The 16888-nt window shown below is 69.5% G+C and carries 11 protein-coding genes; 7 read left to right on the top strand and 4 right to left on the bottom strand.

Translation table 11 applies throughout. The annotated features are described in order from the left end of the window. Positions 1-49: 49 nt before the first annotated feature. Positions 50-1315, top strand: coding sequence for an alpha-L-fucosidase (locus ACTWQR_RS20910; RefSeq protein WP_443228639.1), 1266 nt, complete (start codon positions 50-52; stop codon positions 1313-1315). A gap of 97 nt (positions 1316-1412) precedes the next feature. Next, on the top strand, positions 1413-1802 hold the full coding sequence (locus tag ACTWQR_RS20915; protein ID WP_443228640.1) for a DUF302 domain-containing protein: 390 nt from the start codon (positions 1413-1415) through the stop codon (positions 1800-1802). A gap of 93 nt (positions 1803-1895) precedes the next feature. On the opposite strand, the gene ACTWQR_RS20920 is transcribed toward ACTWQR_RS20915, so the two are convergent. Continuing rightward, on the bottom strand, positions 1896-4061 hold the full coding sequence (locus tag ACTWQR_RS20920) for an MMPL family transporter (protein WP_443228641.1): 2166 nt from the start codon (positions 4059-4061) through the stop codon (positions 1896-1898). A gap of 180 nt (positions 4062-4241) precedes the next feature. Further along, positions 4242-4523, bottom strand: coding sequence for a metal-sensitive transcriptional regulator (locus ACTWQR_RS20925; RefSeq protein ID WP_443228642.1), 282 nt, complete (start codon positions 4521-4523; stop codon positions 4242-4244). An 825-nt stretch (positions 4524-5348) separates the two neighbouring features. Between ACTWQR_RS20925 and ACTWQR_RS20930 the strand changes: the two genes are divergently transcribed. The 5 genes from ACTWQR_RS20930 to ACTWQR_RS20950 all read left to right on the top strand — a co-directional run bounded on the left by ACTWQR_RS20930 (position 5349) and on the right by ACTWQR_RS20950 (position 12455). Next, complete coding sequence (locus ACTWQR_RS20930; protein ID WP_443228643.1) at positions 5349-6425, top strand: glycoside hydrolase family 5 protein; 1077 nt, start codon at positions 5349-5351, stop codon at positions 6423-6425. Positions 6426-6664: 239 nt separating this feature from the next. Then, positions 6665-8323 carry a PucR family transcriptional regulator gene (locus ACTWQR_RS20935; protein ID WP_443228644.1) on the top strand — a complete coding sequence of 553 codons (1659 nt, stop codon included), beginning with the start codon at positions 6665-6667 and terminating at the stop codon, positions 8321-8323. A 397-nt stretch (positions 8324-8720) separates the two neighbouring features. Continuing rightward, on the top strand, positions 8721-10181 hold the full coding sequence (locus ACTWQR_RS20940; RefSeq protein ID WP_443228645.1) for an amino acid permease: 1461 nt from the start codon (positions 8721-8723) through the stop codon (positions 10179-10181). Between the two features lie 167 nt (positions 10182-10348). After that, a complete protein-coding gene (locus ACTWQR_RS20945) occupies positions 10349-11107 on the top strand; it encodes an IclR family transcriptional regulator (RefSeq protein ID WP_443228646.1) in 759 nt (252 codons plus the stop codon). A gap of 97 nt (positions 11108-11204) precedes the next feature. Beyond that, a complete protein-coding gene (locus ACTWQR_RS20950) occupies positions 11205-12455 on the top strand; it encodes a PP2C family protein-serine/threonine phosphatase (RefSeq protein WP_443228647.1) in 1251 nt (416 codons plus the stop codon). On the opposite strand, the gene ACTWQR_RS20955 is transcribed toward ACTWQR_RS20950, so the two are convergent. Further along, complete coding sequence (locus tag ACTWQR_RS20955; protein WP_443228648.1) at positions 12427-14646, bottom strand: NADP-dependent isocitrate dehydrogenase; 2220 nt, start codon at positions 14644-14646, stop codon at positions 12427-12429. The genes ACTWQR_RS20950 and ACTWQR_RS20955 overlap by 29 nt on opposite strands. 897 nt (positions 14647-15543) lie before the next feature. Then, positions 15544-16806 carry an MFS transporter gene (locus tag ACTWQR_RS20960; RefSeq protein ID WP_443228649.1) on the bottom strand — a complete coding sequence of 421 codons (1263 nt, stop codon included), beginning with the start codon at positions 16804-16806 and terminating at the stop codon, positions 15544-15546. Between the last annotated feature and the right edge of the window lie 82 nt (positions 16807-16888).

The raw sequence follows: 16888 nt of genomic DNA on the forward strand, positions 1-16888 counted from the left end.
GGTGACCGGCGCCCACGCGTCGGCCGAGGCGCGCGCATAGCGTTGACGCATGCCGATGCAACCCTGGTTTCCCGACGCCAAGCTGGGCGTCTTCATTCACTACGGCATCTACGCCGTGGGCGGAGCCGCCGAGTCCTGGTCCTTCTACACGGGCGAGATGACGCACGAGCAGTACATGAAACAGCTCGACGGCTTCACCGCGTCGCGCTACGACCCGGACGCCTGGGCCGAGCTGTTCGCCCGCGTCGGCGCGCAGTACGCGGTGCTCACCGCCCGGCACCACGACGGCGTCGCCCTCTGGGACACCGGCCACCGCAATCTCGACGTGGTCCGGGACACGCCGGCCGGCCGCGACCTCGTGACCGGGTTCGTCGACGCGCTGCGCGCGCGGGACCTCAAGGTCGGCCTCTACTACTCGCACTCCGACTGGAACCACCCGGACTACGCGAGCGAGCGGCACCCCGGGCCGCACCTCGTGGCACCCAACGGTTACTCGAGCGCCGAGCCCGGCAAGGAGGACCCGCAGGCCTGGGCGCGCTACCTCGCGTACCGGGACGGCCAGGTCGGCGAGCTCGTCGAGCGCTTCCGCCCCGACATCCTCTGGTTCGACGGCGAGTGGGAGCGCACCGAGGAACAGTGGCGGATGCGCGAACTGTCCGAGCTGATCCTGGCGGGCAACCCGGACACCATCCTCAACGGCCGCATGCTCAGCTACGGCGACTACGCCACGCCGGAACAGGGGACCCCGCTCCAGGCCCCGGACGGCCCGTGGGAGCTCTGCCTCACGATCAACGACTCGTGGAGCTACCGGCCGCAGGACCGCGACTTCAAGTCGGTGCGCCAGCTGGTGCGGTACTTCACCGAGACGATCGGCATGGGCGGCAATCTGCTGCTCGGCGCCGGCCCCCGGGAGGACGGCACGATCCCCGAGGAGCAGATCGAACGCCTGGAGGGCCTCGGGGCGTGGATCGCGCGGCATTCCGACGCCGTGTACGGCACGGTCGCCGGGCTGCCCGCCGGGCACCACTACGGCCCCAGCACCCTGTCCGCCGACCGGCGCACGCTCTACCTGATGTGCTTCGACACCCCGCGCGACTCCGTCTCGATCCGCGGCCTGCGCAACCCCGTCCGCCGGGCCACGGTCCTGGGGACGGGCACCGAACTGGGTCACCACGTCACGGGCGGCTTGGACACGGTCCCTGGCGTGACCTGGATCGACGCGCCCGCGGCGGCCGACTTGGACGAGCAGGCGACGGTGCTGGCCGTCGAGCTCGAAGGGGAGCTGGACCTCTATACGGGGGCGGGGCGCCTCTGACGGCACACGAGCCCGAAAATACCCTGGGGGGTATAATCGAGCAAAGGATCAGATACCCCCGCGCGGGTATAGAGAGCGCGGCTAGGAGATGACGGACATGACATACGACCGACTGCGAACCGAGGTGGACGCGCCGTTCGGCGAGACCGTGGAGCGGGTGCGCGCGTCGCTGGCCGAGCAGGGCTTCGGGATACTCACCGAGATCGATGTGCAGGCGACGTTGCGGGCCAAGCTCGGCGAAGAGGTGGAGGACTATCTGATCCTCGGAGCCTGCAATCCGCCGCTCGCGCACCGCGCGCTGGAAGCGGACCGGTCGATCGGTCTGCTCCTGCCGTGCAATGTCGTCGTCCGGGCCGAGGGCACGCGGACGGTCGTCCAGGCGATGGACCCGCAAGCGATGGTCGAGCTGACGGGCCTGGAGCGGATCAAGGCCGTCGCGGACGAAGCCACCGTCAAGCTCGAGGCCGCTCTCGCGTCGCTGACCTGACGCGAGAGGCGTGTACGAACGCGAAGAAGGGGCCCGGAGTTTCCGGGCCCCTTCGCCGTGCGCGCCCACCCGCTCGCGGGAGGACCGCACCACTCAGTCGTGGGAGAACCGCACCTCGGGCAGCACCCGGCGCAGCCACCCCGGCGCCCACCACGCGGCACGCCCGGTGAGCCGGAGCAGGACCGGCAGCAGGACGAGCCGGATCAGGAACGCGTCGAGCAGTACGGCCACGCCGAGCACGATGCCCATCTCCTTGGGCGGAAGCGGCTCGGCGAGCGCGAAGGTGAAGAACACGGCGACCATCACCGCGGCGGCGGCGAAGATCACGCGCCCGGAGTGGGAGAGCGCGCCGATCAACGCCTGTTTGGGATCGCCGGTGCGCTCGTAGTGCTCCTTGGCCGAGGAGAGCAGGAAGACGGTGTAGTCCATCGCGATCGCGAAGATCATGGCGAAGAAGAAGACGGGACCCCAGCCGTCGAGGAAGCCCTGCGGTTCGAAGCCGAGCAGGCCGGAGAGGTGTCCGTCCTGGAAGATCAGCTTGGCCACTCCGAAGGCGGCGGCGGTGGCGAGGAGGTTCGTCAGGACCGCGAGGGCGGAGATCAGGGGCGCTTGGAGGGCGACGAGGAGGAGGACGAAGCCGAGGGCCAGGATGACTCCGATGACCAATGGCGCCTTGTCGTCGAGGGCCTGCTGGAGATCGAGGTTCTCCACGGCCGCGCCGCCGACCAGGGCGTCGGACGGAAGCTCGGCGCGCAACTCGTCGACAGCCCCGGCAAGTTGCGCGTCGGACGGATCGACGGACGGCATGGCCTGGATCATCGTCAAGCCGGAGTCGTCGACGGCGGGCTGGGCCGGGGTGACCGCGGCGATGCCGTCGGCGGACTTCAGCGTCTCGGCGGTGGTGCCCGCCTCGGCGGACGGCACGACGATCTGGAGCATGCCGGGAGCGCCCTGCCCAAGGGACGCCTGCACAAGCTCGTATCCCTGCCGTGCGCTGTCCCCCTCCGGTACGACCTTGATGGACGGCATCGCGGTCTTCAGCCCGAGGACGGGCACGGCCAGCGCGATCAGCGCGACGAGGGCGAGCGCGCCGAAGCGCAGGGGCTGCCGCCACAGCCGCTCGCCCCAGGCCCCGAAGCGGGGTGAGACGGTGCGGTCGGTACGAGTCCGGGGCAGGGCGAACTTGTTGACGCGCGGCCCGAGTTTGCCGAGGACAGCCGGGAGCAGCGTGAGTGTCGCGGCCAGGACGAAGACGACGGAGAGCATGATGCCGATCGCCATGGTGCGGACGGCGGGTGCGGGCACCAGCATCACGGCGGACAGGCTGACGAGGACGGTCAGCCCCGACAGGAGTACCGCCTTGCCGGCCGTGTCCATGGTTTCGACCACCGCCCGGCGCCGGTCGCCGGTCGCCGCGAGGGTGGACCGGAAGCGGATGACCAGGAAGAGCGCGTAGTCGATGCCCAGCGCGAGCGCGAACATCAGGGCGAAGTCCATCGCCCAGATGGAGATGGGCGTGAGGTGGCTGAGCAGTACGAGCGAGCCGATCGAGGCGGCGAGGCCCGCCATGGTGAGGATCAGCGGCAGGCCCGCCGCGACCAGGGACCCGAACGCGAAGACCAGGACGACCAGGATGACCGGCCAGGACAGGATCTCGGCCTTGATCATCGCTTCCAGGTTGGCGGTGTTGAAGTCGCTCCACATGACCGAGGCGCCAGTGGCACGCACGGTGACGTCGTCGGTGGACAGGTCCCGCAGGGGTTCCTTGAGGTCCTCGGCGGCGCGCACCATGTCGTCGGTGTTGGCGTCGGCCCCGCCGAGGACGACGGCGGTCCGGCCGTCCCGGCTGACACTGATGCCCGGCTGCGGTGGCACGACCTCGGCGATCCGGTCGTCGGCGGTCAGCTCCCGGGTGACCTCGGCGATCACCTTTCGCACGGACGGGTCGGTGACCGCGTTCCCCTTCGAGCTGACGACCACCTGGATGGCCGACGAGGCGTTCCCGCCGAAGTGCTCCTGAGCCAGCTCGCGCACCCGCACCGACTCCGAGCCGTTGCTCTGCCAGCCGGCCCCCGACAGCACCGTGGTGACCTGCGGAGCGAAGGCGCCGAGCACGCCCACCACGAGCAGCCAGCCGATCAGTACCTGCCTGAAGTGTCCGGCGGTCCAGGCGCCGAGTCGGCCCAGCGGTCCGGTCCGGCCCGGCGGTGGCGCGTCCGGCGCGCGCTTCGGCGCCTGGGCGGATGTCGTGGTGGCCACGGTGCACTCCTCGCTCTGGATACCCCTGGGGGTAATGCTCGAGAGTGACGATAATACCCCTGGGGGTATTTTTCCAAGACGAAGAAAACCGACGGGCCGATGGCCCGCCGGTCTGAAGGCGATCTGAAGTCAGTCTGGAGGTGTCTGGAGGAGAGCTGGGATGCGGTGCGCGGTCGGGTGTCAGGCGAGGGAGAGGAAGAGCTTCTCCAGGCGGGCCCGCATCTGGTCGCGATCCAGTTCCGGTTCACCGTTCTCGTCGCTCATGCAGCGCTCGAGCCCGGTCGCGATGATCGCGAACCCGGCCCGGTCCAAGGCCCTTGACGCCGCTGCCAGTTGGGTCACCACTTCATCGCAGGAGCGCCCCTGCTCGATCATGTTGATCACGCCGGCGATCTGCCCCTGGGCCCGCTTGAGCCGGTTGATCACGGACTTCAACTCATCGGCCGCCAACTGCAGTTCCATACGGAGCGCTCCCTTGGTATATACCCCTCCCGGTATTGTACGTCCTGACCGGTGCGGCCCGGAGGCGCTCCCGCCTCGCCGGCGAGCGCCTCGGCCTCCCTCGGTCCGAATCCGAGCAACTGCCACACGAGGCAACGGATGTTACGCGTGGGAAACCTTGACGATCGCTGTGCCGGATGCCACGATTCCGGCGCCGACCATGTTTACGTAAACATCGCCACGGGCCAGCCTCAGTCGTGAGATCAGGTCACCCCTTCGCGCGACGACATGTTTACGCAAACACCAAGTTGCCGTTGGTGGAGCGGGGAGGAGCGGAACGATGGTGTCTGCACCACGGGCGAGGGTTCACGGCGCCCGGAAGCCGTCGCTCCAGAGACGCGGATCACGGATCGACCGGGCGTTTCGCGGCAGAAACTCGCCGACCGTCCCGGGGCCCGGTACCGACAAGAACCTCGCCCCACACCTTGCTTGAGTACGGGAACTCTACGTCGGTGTCGCGCGGACACGTACCGAAGGCGGCACCTCCCCAGTCACTACCCGCAGCCGATCCGCCGGCCACCGGGACGAGGAGTTCCCGTACTGCGCGGGCCGGAAGGGCAACCGGGTGCTCGCCCGGTCGAGGGCGAGTTCGTCGCTGGCTGGTCTCGCCCTCTCTTCCAGGTCCACGCAGGTACATCACCGGTCATCACCGGGCCCGCCGACGGCGAGCCGACGTCACCGTCCCGCCCGGTCCGTCCGGCCCGGCCCGGCACATTCCCGACGGCCGCTCAGCCACGCGCAGGCTCCGCCATGCGCTGAGTCGCCATCTTCTGAAAGGGCAAGCTGATGCGCAAAACCACCGCCAGCAGCCGCTTCACCTCCCGGCTGCGCACCGCCCTCGTGGCGATCGCGATCGCCGCGACCAGCGGCACAGCCGTCGCCGGCAGCCCGGCCCACGCCGCGTCGAGCGGAGACACGACCCAACTCGCCAGAGACACAACCCAGTTCAAGGGCGTGAACTGGGCCGACCCCCGCGACAACTTCGCCGACGACCCCGTCGTGCTGTCCGGTCTGTCGACCTCCGACAGCTACACCCAGAGCTACACCAAGGCGAGTCGGGTGATCTCGGCATTCCGCGCGAACCTCGGTGCCAACACCGTCCGGCTGCCCATCAACCCCTACACCGCCAACGGCTCCTACTGGAAGTCGTACCGCGGAGTCATCGACGCGGCGTCGGACAAGGGCTTCAAGGTCATCCTCTCCTACTGGGAGGGGACGGGCCCGCGCAAGGACGGCTTCATCGACGACCCCGCCACCTACTGGCCCATGTGGAACACCGTGGTCAAGGCATACAAGGCCGACAAGCGGGTCTACTTCGAGCCGATGAACGAGCCCCACGGCTACACGGACACCGAATGGGCCGACATCGCCGCGAAGTGGCTGGCCACATACCCGTCGGTCCCCCGCAACCAGGTGTTCGTCAGCGGCGCCGGCTACAACGACCACGTCACCTCCGTCTGCGCCGACCCGCGACTGAAGGGCACCTACCTGTCGCTGCACCACTACGGGTTCTGGAAGGAGTACGCCACCTACGACCAGTGGGTGGCCGACCTCAAGGAGCGCATCGGTGACTGCGCGAACCGGACCGTCGCGGACGAGTTCGGCGCCCACATGACCACTGGCTTCAACTACAACAAGCCGACTCCCGACAACAACTTCATCAACTTCATGCAGGCTGTCACCGACACCTTCCGCGAGCTCAAGATGGGGTCCGTCTACTGGCCCGGCCTGCGCACCGGCGACACGTACTCCATGCAGACCCTGATCGGCGACCCCGCCAGGCCCTGGCTGACCACCACCAACCAGTCCGGCGCCGACCGGCTCGCCTGGGGCTGGGGGCGCGGCAAGCCCGTACAACCCTGACGGATTGAATCCCCCCGCAGCCGATTGCCCTTCCGGCGTTCAGAGGCTCCGCCCCCCCATGGCCGGGGACGGAGCCTCTGCTCCCGTCGTCGCAGGTCGGCCCGAGCCGGCGGGCCCGAGCCGGCGGGCCCGCTCCTGCCGACTGCGCCGGCCGTGCCATCCTCGATACCGTCGCGGTCCGCGTCGCCCGGGCGGATAGCATCAGGGCTCCGGCGTGGCTCCCAGCAGAGGCAATGATCATGGATCCGGCCGCGGTACCTCCGCCCGCAGCGGGCGTCAGCCTGCGCCAGTTGCTGATGGCCCTGGGGGATTCGCTGGTGGAGGTGCAGGCCGCTCCCGCCGGACTGGACGTCGACATCCGCGGCGTGGCCCTGCTCGACCCCGAGGACCCGCCGACCGCCCAGCCGGGCGAGCTGGTCCTCGCCATCGGTGCCCGTGGCAGAGCCGCTCATCCCGCGCTGCGGGCCGCCGGGCGCGACGGGGCCGCCGCGGTCGTGGTCAAACTCGACGGTCCCGGCCAGGCCACTGCGCTCAGCGAGACCGCCGCCGAGGCCGGGGTCGCCCTGCTCTCGCTGCGCAGCGAAGCACGCTGGGAACAGGTGAACGCGCTGGCGCGCGCCGCCCTCGACGACGCGCCGCCGGGCCACCCCGGGAAAGGGACCGAGGAGGGCGACCTGTTCTCGCTCGCCCAGACCACCGCCATCCTCACCAGCGGCATCGTCAGCATCGAGGACGCCGCCAACCGGGTACTGGCGTACTCCCGCTCCACCGACTCCGACGAGATCGACGACCTGCGGCGGCGCTCCATCCTCGGCTGGCAGGGACCGGAGGCGTATCTGGCCAAGCTGCGCGAGTGGGGTGTGTTCCAGCACCTGCACTCCAGCGACGAGGTGATCAGTATCGACAGCCACCCCGAGCTGGGCATCCGCCGCCGGCTCGCGGTGGCCATCCGGTCCGGGGACCGGCAGCTGGGCACCATCTGGGTGCAGGAAGGCTCGACGCCGCTGTCCGAACGCTCGGGCCAGGCGCTGCTGGGTGCCGCCCGGGTCGCCGCGCTCCACCTGGTGCGCCGCCGACGGGAGCTCTCGGAGGACCTGACGCTCACCCGGACCCTGCTGGTCGGCCTTCTGGAGGGGAGCACCGGGCCGCAGCCGCTGGCCACCCACCTGGGATTCGACGCGACCCGCCCGGCCGCTGTCCTGGGCTTCTCGTACGGGACCGCGGAGGTCGTCGGCGCCCCGGAGCCGACCCAGCTCACCGCCGCGCCAGAGCTGACCCACACCGAGGTCACCAACCTCGTCTCCGTGCACATCGCCGCCCGGCACCGCAGCGCACTGGTCACCCAGGTCGATCCCCGTATCTACGTCCTGCTGCCCCAGCTGCCACGCAGCATCGACGTGGACACACTGCGCGGCTGGGGCCAGGAGATCACCGACGCCGCCCGGCGCCACCTGGGCCTGCCCCTGCGTGGCTCGGTCGGTTGCGTGGTGTCCGGGCTCGGGGACGTCCCCGAGTCACGCCGGGAGGCCGACCGCATCCTCGACGCGATGGTGGGAGCCGACGTGTCCACCGCGGTCGCCGCGCTGCCGGACATCCAGGCGGAAGTACTGGTCAGCGAAGTACTGACGCTGCTTTCCGCGCATCCCGAGATACGGGACCCACGGCTGACCGCCCTCGTCTCGCATGACAGCCGGCACCACGGCGGGCTGGCCGAGTCCCTTCTGACCTACCTGAATTGTTTCGGTGACGTACGGGCTGCCGCCGCCCAGCTGCACGTGCACCCGAACACGCTGCGCTACCGCCTCCGCCGGGCCGAGGAGCTGACGGGTCTCGAGCTGAGCCGGCCCGACCAGCGTCTGCTTGCCATGCTTCAGCTGCGGCTGCCGCCCACCACCTGACCCCGCTTCCGCATTGGCCGGTCGTACAACCGTCAACGAGGAGTTTGTCGGCCCGCACAAACACCTCACCTCACGCCGCCCCCTACGCTTGCGCAAATCCATTTCCGACAGTGACGCGGACCGCCTCTCACAAGGAGCCGGAGCGCGGCGCGGACGTGCGGTGACGACCCCATCACCTGCATGTCATCCGGATACCGCGCCTCGCGCCGTGAACGCTTTCGGAAATCTTCAGGGCCATGGCCGCTCCCCTGCGTACCCGGCCTGCTTGTCCCCGTCCACCGAGGCGATCCGGGGATCCGGTGATCAGTGAACCGGTGCCCCGCGATGCGGAGCCCCGGCGATCCCGGCAGCCACCCCCCGCACGGCCCGCCCTCCCAACCACTCAATGGATGTCGACATGACTACACGTCCCCCTGATTCCCCGGCCCCTGCCACCGCTCCACCCACCGCTGGTCCGTCGCCGGAGCAGGAAGGTCTGCGGGCCGGTCTCAAGAACCGCCATCTGTCCATGATCGCCATCGGTGGCGTGATCGGCGCCGGTCTCTTCGTGGGCTCCGCCTCCGGAATCGCCGCCGCCGGGCCCGCCATCCTGCTGTCGTACGCGCTGGTCGGCGCCCTGGTCGTCTTCGTGATGCGGATGCTCGGCGAGATGGCCGCGGCCAACCCGACCTCCGGCTCCTTCTCCGCCTACGCGGACCGGGCGCTGGGCCGCTGGGCCGGGTTCTCGATCGGCTGGCTGTACTGGTTCTTCTGGGTCGTGGTGCTCGCCGTGGAGGCGACCGCGGGTGCCGTCATCCTGGAAGGGTGGGTGCCGGCCGTACCGCAGTGGGCCTGGGCACTGATCGTGATGGTGGTCCTCACCGCCACGAACCTGATCTCGGTCGGCTCCTTCGGCGAGTTCGAATTCTGGTTCGCCGGCATCAAGGTCGTCGCCATCTCGGGCTTCATCCTCCTCGGCGGCCTCGCGATCTTCGGTGTGCTGCCCGGCTCCGACCACGCCGCGACCGGCTTCAGCAACCTCACCGAACACGGCGGCTTCCTGCCGAACGGGCCCGGCACGATCCTCACCGGCATCCTGCTGGTCGTCTTCTCCTTCATGGGCAGCGAGATCGTCACCCTTGCCGCCGGTGAGGCCCCGAACGCGCGGCAGGCGGTCGCCAAGGCCACCAGGAGCGTGATCTGGCGGGTCGGCGTCTTCTACGTCGGTTCGATCCTCGTCGTGGTCTCCCTGCTGCCGTGGAACGACCCCTCGATCGAGAAGAAGGGCTCGTACGTCGCGGCCCTGGACTCGATCGGTATCCCGCATGCCGGCGAGATCATGAACTTCATCGTGCTGACCGCTGTGCTGTCCTGTCTCAACTCCGGCCTCTACACCGCCTCCCGGATGGCCTTCTCCCTCGGGCAGCGCGACGACGCCCCGCGGTCCTTCGCACGGACGAACGCGCGAGGGGTTCCGCAGGCCGCGATCCTGGCCTCCGTGGCCTTCGGCTTCCTGGCCGTCGGCTTCAACTACCTGTGGCCGGACACGGTGTTCCAGTTCCTGCTGAACTCCTCGGGCGCGGTCGCACTCTTCGTATGGCTGGTCATCTGCTTCTCGCAACTGCGGATGCGGGGAATCATCCTGCGCGAGAACCCGGAGAAGCTCGTCGTCCGGATGTGGCTGTTCCCGTATCTCACGTGGGCGACGATCGCGATGATCTCGTTCGTGCTGGTCTACATGCTGACCGACGACAAGGAGGGCGGCGGGCGGAGCCAAGTGCTGCTCTCCGTGCTCGTGGCCGCGCTGGTGATCGCGGTCTCGTTGGTCCGGGAACGGATGCGCGCCAAGAGCGCCGTGGACGCGATCACGCCTCGGTAGCCGCCGCAGACTGCCCTCCGGCCTTCAGGCTCCCCGCCGTTTTCGGCGGGGAGCCGTCCCCGTTCTGGTACGGGCCGGTGTGCGGGGCCGCGCGCGGGCTCCGGTGCTCGGACGAGCCGAGGGCCGCGCGCCTTGCCTGCGCCGTGCGCCCGGCGCACGCTGGTCACATGGGTGGTCACGACGGCCCCACGCTCATCGCTTCCGTGCAGCGGGCCTTCCGTCTGCTGGAGGCGGTGAGCGCGCACGAGAACGGCGCCCCGGCGAAGCAGCTGGCACGTGAGACGGAGCTGCCCCTGGCCACCGCCTATCACCTGCTGCGGACGCTGGTCCACGACGGATACGTACGGAAGCTGGACGACGGCGGGTTCGTCCTGGGCGACAAGCTCCAGACGCTGCACACCACGAGCCGCGGGCAGGCGCTGCTCAGCCGTGTCCGTCCCACGCTGGCCGCTCTGCGCGACGAGCTCGCGACCGCCGCCTACCTCACCTTCTACGAGGACGGCGAGATCAGGGTCGCCGAGATCGTCGACGGCCCCCGGGCGCCCCGAGTCGACCTCTGGGTGGGCTTCGAGGACGCCGGGCACGCCACCGCGCTGGGCAAGTCCGTGCTGCGAGAACTGGACGACGAGTCCCGCAAGGACTACCTCTCCCGGCACGCCCTCGCCGACCTGACGCCTCGGACGATCACCAGCCCTCCGGAACTGCTCCGGAGACTCGACTCCTCACCCGTGGCCCCGGCCGTCACTGATCTGGAGGAGTACGCCCTCGGTACTGTCTGCGTCGCCGTGCCCGTCTACAGCGGGGACACACTCGGCTCGCTCGGCGTGTCACTGCGGGCGGACCGGCTGTCCCGACTCAACGAGATCCGAGAGCGGCTGATCCCGACCGCGAGTCGCGTGACCAGGAGCCTTTCGCTCACTATCTGAAAACCCTCTCCTTGTGGCGACCGAATCGAACCTCTTTCCTGGATGAAACAGACATTCCAGGAATGCACCCACGCACAGGTGAGGACTTCGGACGAACATGAGTCAGGCCCGAGACCGTGGTGACGACCACTGGCCGATACGGCCGTTCAGGAACCGAGTGGCCGGTACCGGGGCATCGCCCCGCAACCGCTTCGCCGCACAGTTGGCCGCCGGTACGCCGGTACTGCCCGTGCTGATCGTCTCCGTCATCGTGCTCGTCGACCTCGTCGGCGGAGCAGGAATGATCTGGCTGCCGCTGCTCGCCGCCGGGCCCGCACTGGCCGCGAGCACCAGCGGGCCGCGTGGAGTCCTCTGCGTCGGTCTCCTCGCGGCGGTGCTGGGCGTGGTGCTCGGAGCCCGGGACGGCGTTCCGGCTCGCGAGCTGGCCGTCGTACTGTCCGCCCTGGCGGCCGTCACTCTGGCGAGTGGGCTGGCCAGCGCGCTGCGCGGGCGTCGTGAGCGGGTGCTCGCGGCCGTCCGCTCGGTCGCGGAGGCCGCCCAGCACGCGCTTCTCAAGCCCGTACCGGCGACGGTCGGCCCGTTCCAGGTGGCCGTCCGTTACAGCGCCGCGGCGGCGGAGGCCCGTATCGGCGGGGATCTCTACGCGCTGGTGCCCACCCCGTACGGGGTCAGGCTGATCGTCGGCGATGTGCGGGGCAAGGGGCTGCCGGCCGTGGGGACCGCCGCACTTGTGCTCGGCGTCTTCCGTGAGGCCGCCTACGACGAGCCCGATCTTCTCGCCGTCGTCGGCCGGATCGAGCGGAGCCTGGCGCGCAACCTCGGTTGCGACGACTTCGTCACCGCCGTGGTCGCCGGATACCCGCGCGCAGGGCATCTGGAGGTGGTCAACTGCGGACACGCGCCTCCGCTGCTGGTACGCGAATCCGGAAACGTTGTGGCAGTGGAGCCCACCTGTCCGGCCCCGCCCCTCGGACTGCGCGCCCTCACGGGCGAGACCCCCTCCCTCCAAGTGCTGCCCTTCGCCGACGGTGATCAACTGTTGCTCTACACCGACGGGGTCACCGAGGCCCGCGACCACGGCCGTGAGTTCTACCCGCTCGCCGAAGGACTGGCGCGCCACGTGTCCGACCAGCCGGCACGCACTCTCACCGCCCTCCATGACGAACTGCTGGCGCATGTGGGCGGCCGGCTGCACGACGACGCGGCGCTGCTCCTGCTCCGCAAACCGACCGTCCCTGAACGGCTCCTCCTCGGGTCCGGTAGCGGGACCACCCCGGCTGACGGTGTGTCAGCCGGGGTGGAATCAGGCACGGTTGACGTCAGGCGAGCGTCGCGATCGCCTGGTTGAACGTCGCCGAGGGCCGCATGACGGCCGAGGCCTTGGCCGGGTCGGGCTGGTAGTAGCCCCCGATGTCGGCCGGGGAGCCCTGGACGGCGAGCAGCTCGTCGACGATCGTCTGCTCCTGCGCGGCAAGCGTCTCGGCGAGCGGGCCGAACGCCTTTGCGAGGTCCGCGTCGTCGGTCTGCTTGGCCAGCTCCTGCGCCCAGTAGAAGGACAGGTAGAAGTGGCTGCCGCGGTTGTCGATACCGCCGACTCGACGGCTCGGCGACTTGTCGTTCTCCAGGAACGTGGCGGTCGCGCGGTCGAGGGTGTCGGCGAGGACCTGGGCGCGCGCGTTGTCCGTGGTCTGCGCGAGGTGCTCGAAGCTGGCCCCGAGGGCGAAGAACTCGCCCAGGCTGTCCCAGCGCAGGTAGTTCTCCTTGACCAGCTGCTGCACATGCTTCGGGGCGGAGCCGCCCGCACCCGTCTCGAACAGGCCGCCGCCGGCCATCAGCGGCACGACGGACAGCATCTTGGCGCTGGTGCCCAGCTCCAGGATCGGGAACAGGTCGGTGAGGTAGTCACGCAGCACGTTGCCGGTGACGGAGATCGTGTTCTCACCGCGGCGGATGCGCTCCACGGTGAGCTTGGTCGCCTCGATCGGGGACAGGACGCGGATGTCCAGGCCCTCGGTGTCGTGCTCCGTCAGGTACTGCTTGACCTTCTCGATGAGCACAGCGTCGTGGGCGCGGGTCTCGTCCAGCCAGAACACCGCCGGGTCGCCGGTCGCGCGGGCGCGGGTGACGGCGAGCTTGACCCAGTCGCGGATCGGGGCGTCCTTCGCCTGGCAGGCGCGGAAGATGTCGCCGGCGGAGACGGTCTGCTCCAGGACGACATCGCCGTTCTGGTCGACGAGCCGCACGGTGCCCGTGGTCGGGACCTCGAAGGTCTTGTCGTGGCTGCCGTACTCCTCGGCCTTCTGCGCCATCAGACCGACGTTCGGCACGGAGCCCATCGTGGACGGGTCGAAGGCGCCGTTCGCGCGGCAGTCGTCGAGCACGACCTGGTAGACACCGGAGTAGCTGCTGTCCGGCAGAACGGCCAGCGTGTCGGCCTCCTGGCCGTCCGGGCCCCACATGTGGCCGGAGGTGCGGATCATCGCCGGCATGGAGGCGTCGACGATGACGTCGCTCGGGACGTGCAGGTTGCTGATGCCCTTGTCGGAGTCGACCATCGCCAGCTCCGGGCCCTCGGCGAGCTCGGCATCGAAGGACGCCTTGATCTCGGCGCCCTCGGGCAGGGACTCCAAGCCCTTGTAGATGCCGCCCAGACCGTCGTTCGGGGACAGGCCGGCGGCGGCGAGTGTCTGGCCGTACTTCGCGAACGTCTTCGGGAAGAAGGCGCGCACCACGTGACCGAAGATGATCGGGTCGGAGACCTTCATCATCGTGGCCTTGAGGTGCACGGAGAACAGCACGCCCTCGGCCTTGGCGCGGGCGATCTGCGCCGTGAGGAACTCGCGCAGCGGCGCGACGTGCATGACGGCCGCGTCCACGACCTCGCCCGCGAGGACGGGTACGGACTCATGCAGGACGGTGGTGGTGCCGTCGTCGCCCGCCAGCTCGATGCGCAGGGAGCCGGCTTCGGAGATCACCGCGGACTTCTCGGTGGAACGGAAGTCGTCGACGCCCATGGTGGCGACGTTCGTCTTCGACTCGGACGTCCAGGCGCCCATGCGGTGCGGGTGGTTCTTGGCGTAGTTCTTGACCGAGGCGGGGGCGCGGCGGTCGGAGTTGCCCTCGCGCAGCACCGGGTTCACGGCGCTGCCCTTGACCTTGTCGTAACGGGCACGGATGTCCCGCTCCCCGTCGGTCTTCGGGTCGTCCGGGTAGTCCGGAAGCGCGTAGCCCTGCCCCTGCAGCTCGACGATCGCGGCCTTCAGCTGCGGGATCGAAGCCGAGATGTTCGGCAGCTTGATGATGTTGGCCTCGGGCGTCTTGGCCAGGTCACCGAGCTCGGCGAGGGCGTCGGGGATGCGCCGGCCCTCCTCCAGGAACTCGGGGAAGAGGGCGATGATCCGCCCCGCCAGTGAGATGTCACGGGTCTCCACAGTGACACCGGCCTGCGACGCGTACGCCTGGACCACCGGCAAGAAGGAATGCGTCGCCAGGGCCGGGGCCTCGTCAGTGTGCGTATAGATGATGGTCGAGTCAGTCACCGGGTGCTCCGCTCCACGTCTGCAACATTGCTCGACATCAAGATATCTCGTGATGGGGCCTCGCCGGACAGGAGGCCGCACAAGTGAGCCATGCCTGCGTCACACTCCGGGGCCTCAGCCGGTCTCAGCCCTGAGGCCTTCGCCATCACGCGCAGTGCTTACTCTTCGGGCGAGCCCGGCCGCGCGGTACGGACGCGGAGACTCTGGCGGCTGAGCTCCTCGCTGTGCGCGACGAGTGCGTCGACCAGCTGTCACGGGCCGGGGCCCTGCGGATGGCGTCCGGCCGCGATGCGGAGATGTCCCACCACATGTGCCATGGACGTGCGCCTTCCTAGGTTGTGCCGACGAGTAAGCGTCCCCGCCCGCCTGGAAGTGGTGTTCATGGCCTCCGCAGCAACCGCTCCCCCACCGCCCTCGAACCTCCGACGGATCGTCGCCGCGAGCCTCATCGGCACCACCATCGAGTGGTATGACAACTCATTCGATCGGGGACAGGACCTGCGGTTTTCCACGGCTTCGGCTGCCGAAGTGAGCACGGAACCAGCACGGGGACGGTGGCGTGCTGACTCGGGGCCGGCCAACCTGCTTCTCAGCGCGCGCCGCTGAGGCCGTTGAGGCGATCGAGAAGGCCGCGTCCAGGCCGAGGCCACCGGCGAACACCGACAGCTGGTTCCACAGCAGCCGCTCGGCGGGGCGTGCACGGCTCGTAGTTCCAGTCGATCAACGCGCGAAGGGTGCGGTGCCGGCGGCGGGCCGGTCAGGGTGTACCACTCGTCGACGTCGGTCCACTGGCCGTACCGATGGAGTTGCCGCACAGCATGTGAGACGGCAAGGGCTATGAGTGGTCGAAGGACCGGATCGTCGCCATCAGCGATACCGAGCTGCGGGAGCAACCCGTCAAGCATCCGGACATACCGTTCGCGGGCTTACCGCCGTCGGCCTTGCCGTCGTGGGTGACCGCATCAGCTGTGGGCTGCCCAGCAGCGTTGCCGTCAGCGCGACCAGCCCCACCACGGCCGACACGAGCATCGCCAGCCGGGTACCGAGCAGGCCGGCCGTAACGCCGAGGATCACCATGCCGGACGGCAGCGCGAGGCCGATCGTGGTGCTCAGCAGGCCGAGCGCGGCAGTGCGTTCGTGGGGGGCGACGGCGTCCACCGACAGGGTCGCCTGCATCGTGCCGAAGTAGGCCTGACCGATTCCTGCCACGCCGAGTGCCAGCAGAGCCACCGCCACTGCCGGGGCGTAGGACAACACGCCCAGGCAGCACAGGCAGAGCGCTACCGCGAACGCGTAGGAAGCGCCGGGCCGCCGGGCCGGCCAGATGACCAGCGCCGCCGCCGTCACCAGTTGCACCGTGCCGGCGGCGGAGCCGATCACCCCGGCCATCGCCGCCCCGGCGCCCAGGCCGTTCGCGATGACCGGGACGAGGGGCATGAACGCGAAGTAGGAGAGGTTGCAGATCACCGTCACCAAGAGGACCACCCTGAGCGCCGGCGAGCGCCGCAGCAACTGCCAACCCGTCGGGCCCGGCGCGGCCGTGGACATGGTGTCCGGCCCGGCGGTCGCGGGCACGTCGGCCGGCATCCCGCGGGTCGCGTGCCACAGCAGCGCGGTGGAGCAGGCGAGCAGCACGGTGGGAACAGCGAACGCGGCGCCGAGGCCGAACACTCCGATGGTGACGCCGCCGATCAGCGGGCCGAGCATCGTCGCGCTCGCCAGGCCCGCCATCTCGGCGCTGAGTGCACGATGCGAGTGCTCAGGCCCGGCGATGCGGAACAGCAGCTCGCGCTGCGCGGTCATGTTCACCAGGCCGCCGAACCCGTACGCGAACTCGAACAGGTACACCATCCAGGTCTGGACGGCACCGGTGCTCACGACCGCGATCATCACCGCCGAGATCGGCAGCAACGCGAGTTCGGTGAAGAGCACCAGCCGGCGCGGATCCAGGTCGCGTCGCGTCCTGGAGGCGACGTAGGCACCCAGCAGCATGGGCGAGAACATGGCGAACCCGGCGAGCTGGTTGTCGATCGGACGCCCACCCAGGTGAGTCACCAGGTACGTCCCGAGGAAAAGTCCGTCCCAGCGCGTCAGATGCCACATCCACGAGCTGATCAACACCTTCGGGATGGATCCACGCCGGTCTCCACGCATAGCCATGTCCACACGGCTCACCCAAGGACACTGCCGTCACCTGGGAGAGTCCGCCCGATGCCCGGCCGATTGCGCCGGTGTTCGGGGT

Origin of the sequence: Streptomyces sp. 2A115, assembly GCF_052245575.1 — a bacterium.
In the GTDB taxonomy this organism is placed as follows: domain Bacteria; phylum Actinomycetota; class Actinomycetes; order Streptomycetales; family Streptomycetaceae; genus Streptomyces.

Bases quoted from the DNA above. Each gene is read 5' to 3' on its own strand.
- ACTWQR_RS20960 (WP_443228649.1), bottom strand. From the start codon at position 16,806: ATGGCTATGCGTGGAGACCGGCGTGGATCCATCCCGAAGGTGTTGATC.
- ACTWQR_RS20950 (WP_443228647.1), top strand. From the start codon at position 11,205: ATGAGTCAGGCCCGAGACCGTGGTGACGACCACTGGCCGATACGGCCG.
- ACTWQR_RS20925 (WP_443228642.1), bottom strand. From the start codon at position 4,523: ATGGAACTGCAGTTGGCGGCCGATGAGTTGAAGTCCGTGATCAACCGG.
- ACTWQR_RS20930 (WP_443228643.1), top strand. From the start codon at position 5,349: ATGCGCAAAACCACCGCCAGCAGCCGCTTCACCTCCCGGCTGCGCACC.
- ACTWQR_RS20935 (WP_443228644.1), top strand. From the start codon at position 6,665: ATGGATCCGGCCGCGGTACCTCCGCCCGCAGCGGGCGTCAGCCTGCGC.
- ACTWQR_RS20945 (WP_443228646.1), top strand. From the start codon at position 10,349: ATGGGTGGTCACGACGGCCCCACGCTCATCGCTTCCGTGCAGCGGGCC.
- ACTWQR_RS20915 (WP_443228640.1), top strand. From the start codon at position 1,413: ATGACATACGACCGACTGCGAACCGAGGTGGACGCGCCGTTCGGCGAG.
- ACTWQR_RS20940 (WP_443228645.1), top strand. From the start codon at position 8,721: ATGACTACACGTCCCCCTGATTCCCCGGCCCCTGCCACCGCTCCACCC.
- ACTWQR_RS20910 (WP_443228639.1), top strand. From the start codon at position 50: ATGCCGATGCAACCCTGGTTTCCCGACGCCAAGCTGGGCGTCTTCATT.